Genomic DNA, 4901 nt, shown 5'->3' with positions numbered 1-4901 from the left:
CGCCCCGGCGCACCGGCCGTGCGGGCGCCGCGGCACCGGCCTCCGCGGGCGGTACGAGCGCGGGCAGGGGTGCCGCCGCGGGAGCCGGCTCGGGCGCGGGTGCGGGCGAGGAAGGCGGCACGCGACCCCGCCGCCGTCGCCGCAGCCGCGGTGGCGTGGCGCCGGGCGAAGCCGCCACGGGCGGCGAGACGTCGGCCGAGGTGACCGCCGGAGCGCCGACGTCCGAGCCCTCCGAAGCCAAGTCGAGCGAGGGCGACCGCCCCCGCAGGCGCCGGCGTCGCCGCACGGGCGGCGGCGACTCCGCCGACGCCGCTCCCGCCGAGTAGGACGGGCAGCAACCGGGCCTGACCGGCATGATCGTGGTGGGCAGCGCCACCCAAGCGCTGCCCGACCGCGACGGCCACACGATCGGGTGATCATCGCCCGGATATGTACGGAAACGCTGTTACCGCACCTCGGTTGAAAACGAGGAGCCGCGAACCACCCCGACCCCCCGACCAGCCCCACCCGCCGGCCCGGTCCGCCAGCCGCACCCACCGGCCAGACCTGCCAGCCCGACCCACCGGCCCACCGCCGCCAGCCCCACACCGCCGGCCACCGCCGCCAGGCCACCGCCGCTGGCTCGACCTGCCGGCCCCACCGCCGCCAGCCCACCGCCGCCAGCCCCACACCGCCGGCTGGCGGCAGACGGCAGCCCGGTGCGGACGGGACTTCGGCGGACAGGCCCCAGCAGGTGGCGGCCGCCGCCGGCTCCGGGCCCCCGGCACACGGGACCGGCAGCCGGGCTTCGGCAGACGCCCCCGGTCGACAGGCACCCCGACAGACGGGCACCTCGGCAGACGAGCCCCGTCGGACGCGCTCCCGGCAGATGACCTCCCGCCCGGCGGGCCAGGCAGACGCGCCCCAGGCAGGCGGACCCCGGCCAAGCCCACGGCAGGCCAGCTCCGGTCCAGACGGACGGAGCCAGGCGCGGGTGCGGCACGCCGGCTCCGGTCCAGGCCGAGGCCAACGGGGCCAGGCGCGGGGTGCGGCACGCCAGCCCTGGGGCCAGGTAAACGGGGCCGGGTGCGGGGTGTGGGAGGGTGCCGGCGGGGGTTGCGGGACCTGGGTTTTTGCGGGGCTCGGACGGGTCTCGGATCGATCTCGGGCGAAGCCGGGGACGCCGCCTCACACCGACCTCTTCCCGGTGGTGGCAGCATGTCGCCAGACTGAACGCGATAGATCACCGACCATCAGGAGCCGGGCAGTGGGCCAGCCGGAGCAGGCGGAGTCGAACGGGCAGGTCGCGGTGGACGGGGAAGACGTCCTGGCCGAGCCCGTCGAGCCGCAGGACGAGACCCCCGAACCGCTGCCCGCCAGGTCGTGGCGCACCAGAGGTGACTTCATCGGCCTCACCCTGGTCGTGGTGGCCGTCCTGGTCGCGAGCCTGGTCCTGTGGCTCACCAGCGACGCGCGCAACACGGTCAGCCAGACCGGCCCGTCGGAGATCACCCCGCTGCAACCCGTCACGGCGCTGCCGCCGACGCTGTCCGAGATCTGGCGTGCCCCCAGCGGCGCGACGCCGGTGCCGGCGAACCTCGACTCGGTCGTCGTCACGGCCGACGGCGGCGAGGTCGTCGGCCGCGACGCGCTGACCGGCGACGTCCGCTGGCGCTACGCCCGCGACCTGCCGCTGTGCACGGTCTCGACGGCGTGGGGCCGGGTGTTCGCGGTCTACCACAAGGACGTCAACTGCTCCGAGGTCACGACCCTCGAACTCGGTTCCGGCAAGCGCGGACCGCAGCGCAACGGTGACGCCGAGCTCGGCACCCGCCTGCTGAACGAGGGCTCGCACGTCCTCACCACCGGCGGGACGTACGTGGAGGTCTACCGCCGCGACGACCTGGTCCGCTCGCTGGAGTACGGCGCGCTGCGCGCCATCGTGAACCCGAACAAGCAGCCGCGCACCGGGTGCACGTACCACTCGTTCGCGGTCACCGGCGGCAAGGTCGCGCTGATCGAGCGCTGCCCCGCGCTGGACCCGTCCGACCGGCTCACGATCCTCAAGCCGAACCCGGAGAAGTCCGACGAGCCGCAGGTCATCACCACCACCGTGACCGGTGAGACCGGTGCGCGGGTGATCGCGGTGACCGCCACCCGGGTCGCGCTGGCCGTGCCGGGCCGGCTCGTGGTGTTCGACTCCGAGACCGGCGCCTCGGTCGGCACCTACCCGGTCGACGTGACCGCCGAGGAGCTCGCGGGCGACCCGCCCGGTCGGGTGGCGTCGACGTTCACCAGCACCGCGAACACCTACTGGTTCACCGGGTCGAAGACGGTGGCGCTGTCGCTGAACGACCTGAACCCGCTGTGGACGGCGAACGACACCCTCGGCGCGGGCACCACGCTCGCGGGCCGGCTGCTGCTGCCGGTGAAGAACGGGTTGAAGGTGCTCGACCAGGTCACCGGCGAGGAGATCGCCTCGCTGCCGGTCGACCGCGACGACCACACCGGTCCGGTCGAGATGGCCACCGAGGGCCCCGTCGTGCTGGAACAGCGCGGCGGCACGCTCGTCGCACTGCGGTAACGCACCACGCGGCCGGGCGGCGGGTGCGGCAGACTGCCACACGTGCACTCGCAGCTCAGCCCGCACCGGGCGCACCGCGTCGACCTGCCCGGCAGGCACGGCCCGATCGCGGCCCTGCGCGCGCCCGCCGCCGGTCGCGACCTCGGTGCCACCGCCCTGCTGGTGCCCGGCTACACCGGGTCGAAGGAGGACTTCGCGCCGCTGGTCGACCCGATCTCCGACGCGGGCGTCGAGGTCGTGGCGATCGACCTGCCGGGCCAGTACGAGTCGTCCGGCCCCCCGCTGGAGTCCGACTACCGGCCGGAGGCGCTGGGCGCGGTGGTCGCGGAACTGGCCGCGAAGCTGGCCGCCGACGGCAGGCGCGTGCTGCTGCTGGGACATTCGTTCGGCGGTCTGGTGGCGCGCGGCGCGGTGGTGGCCGGTGCGCCCGTCTCGGGGTTGACGCTGATGTCGTCCGGCCCGTCGGAGCTGCCGCCGGGTACCCGCCGCACCGCGCTGGACTACGGCGAGATCGTGCTCCGCGAACAGGGCATCGAGGCGGCGGTGCAGGTGAACGAGACCCGGTACGCGCTGAACCCGGCCTGGCGGTCGGTGCCGCAGGAGCTCAAGGACTTCTACCGCGAGCGGTTCGTCCGCTCGTCGCCCGTCGGGCTGCTGGGCATGGGCGAGGCGCTGCGCACGGAGCCGGACCTGGTCGCCAAGCTGGCCCGTGTCGCGCGGTCGGGTGGCATCCCGTGCCTGGTGGTGTGCGGGGAGCTGGACGACGCCTGGTCGGCCGCGAGCCAGCGGGACATGGCCGAACGCCTCGACGCCGACTTCGCCGTGCTGTCCGGCGTCATGCACTCACCCAACACCGAGGCACCGGACGCGCTGCTGGCCACGCTCCTGCCGACCTGGCGGGCCTGGCTGTCCTGACCCGCCGGCACCGGTCCGGCGGCTGCGATTCGTCGACCGCGGCCGGGTCAGCGCGTCGTCACGCCCACCAGTACAGCCACAGGGTTCCGGCCACCAGCAGGACGACCACCACGCCGCACGCCGCCACGACCCAACCTCGGCGGCGGTCGGCCACGACCTGGGCCACCACCGCGGCGCCCGCCGCCACAACGAGCCCCACCCGGGGGGGGGGGCGCCCCCCGCCCGGGCCCACCCCCGCGCCCGCGCCCGCCACGACGTGCCCGACCACGACGCCGAGGCCCGGACCGGGCAGGTCGTGGACGCCCGCGTAGACCTGCACGCCGATCATCGCCAGCGCCAGCAGCGCCAAGCCGACGGCGAGTGCGCCGCTGACGCCGCGCCACAGCCTGGCCAGGCGTGGTTCGCGTCCGCTGTCCACCATCGTCACGCGGCCAACTCTACGGCGCGAGCAACGCCCACGGGTCGAGCGTCGGCGCCGCTTGCTGCCCGTCGGCGCAGGAGCGGCGGAAGTCACACCAGGTGCACTGCCTGCCGGTGCGCGGCGGGAACAGGATCTCCGGGTCGCCGCCCGCCTCCAGGGTGTCGGTGGCCAGCCGCAGCTCGTCCGCCGCCTCCTCGGCCCGCGTCACGTGCCTGCCCAGGCTCTCCTCGGTGTGCTCCCACACCGCCACCGTGCCCGTGGGCAGGTGGTGCAGCTCGACCCGGTGGCACGGCTTGCGCAAGGTGCGCCGCGCCGCCAGCGCGTACAGGGCCAGGGCCTGCGAGCCGCGCGCGTCGTCCACGGTCAGCGCGTGCCGACCGGTCTTGTAGTCGACGATCACCAGTTCGCCGTCGCGCAGGTCGATCCGGTCGACCCGGCCCTCCGCGACGATCTTGGACGTGGGGGTGGACACCCAGCGCTCGATGCCGACCGGTTCGATCGACGTGTCCAGCTCGGTGACGTAGTCGCGCACCCACCCGACCGCCCGGTCGCGGTACACGGCGGCCTGCTCGGCGTCCCGGAAGCCGTCGTTCTTCCACTGCCGGTGCAGCAGCGCCACCGCCTGCTCCGGGGAGCGGCGGGCGGCGGGCAGGTCGAACAGCGCCTTGAGCGCGTTGTGCACGACCGCGCCCAGGGTGTTGTGCGCCCACGCCCCACCGCGCGGCGGCGAGGGCCGGTCCAGGTAGGCCATGCGGAACCGACGCGGGCAGTCGGCCCACGTGGCGAGCTTGGCCGGCGTCACCCGCACCAGCTTCTTCGGCATCGCGCCGAAGTCGAACCCCAACTGTTCCTGCACCCACCCAACGCTACCGAGGGGGTCCGACAGTGTTGATGGCCGCTGTGTTGATGGCCGCTGCTCCGCAGGCGGCGGCTCGGTCGCCTGGAAGTCGGTCGTTCGCGACTCATCCGCCGGCGATCACGCTCTTCGATCGTCGGCGGATC

The 4901-nt window shown here is 74.8% G+C and carries 4 protein-coding genes and 1 pseudogene; 3 read left to right on the top strand and 2 right to left on the bottom strand.

All coding sequences use genetic code 11. The features are described from left to right. The 3 genes and pseudogenes from AB0G02_RS28195 to AB0G02_RS28185 form a co-directional block, all read left to right on the top strand. Nucleotides 1-326 (top strand): annotated as a pseudogene (locus tag AB0G02_RS28195) (hypothetical protein); the annotation flags it as partial. Between the two features lie 920 nt (nucleotides 327-1246). Continuing rightward, nucleotides 1247-2563: a hypothetical protein gene (locus AB0G02_RS28190; RefSeq protein WP_360799540.1), complete on the top strand. Its 1317-nt coding sequence runs from the start codon at nucleotides 1247-1249 to the stop codon at nucleotides 2561-2563. 42 nt (nucleotides 2564-2605) lie between these two features. Then, nucleotides 2606-3478: an alpha/beta hydrolase gene (locus AB0G02_RS28185; RefSeq protein WP_360799537.1), complete on the top strand. Its 873-nt coding sequence runs from the start codon at nucleotides 2606-2608 to the stop codon at nucleotides 3476-3478. Nucleotides 3479-3536: 58 nt separating this feature from the next. Here the strand turns inward: AB0G02_RS28185 and AB0G02_RS28180 are convergent, their stop codons facing one another. Further along, the gene (locus AB0G02_RS28180; RefSeq protein WP_360799534.1) at nucleotides 3537-3905 is read right to left on the bottom strand and encodes a hypothetical protein; all 369 of its coding nucleotides are present in this window, start codon (nucleotides 3903-3905) and stop codon (nucleotides 3537-3539) included. A gap of 10 nt (nucleotides 3906-3915) precedes the next feature. Continuing rightward, nucleotides 3916-4755: a PD-(D/E)XK nuclease family protein gene (locus AB0G02_RS28175; RefSeq protein WP_360799531.1), complete on the bottom strand. Its 840-nt coding sequence runs from the start codon at nucleotides 4753-4755 to the stop codon at nucleotides 3916-3918. Nucleotides 4756-4901: the final 146 nt, after the last annotated feature.

The sequence above is a fragment of the Actinosynnema sp. NPDC023658 genome, assembly GCF_040639995.1.
Taxonomy (GTDB): domain Bacteria; phylum Actinomycetota; class Actinomycetes; order Mycobacteriales; family Pseudonocardiaceae; genus Actinosynnema.
The sequence above is the reverse complement of the archived record's forward strand: the minus strand, read 5'-3'. Positions and strand labels throughout refer to the sequence as shown.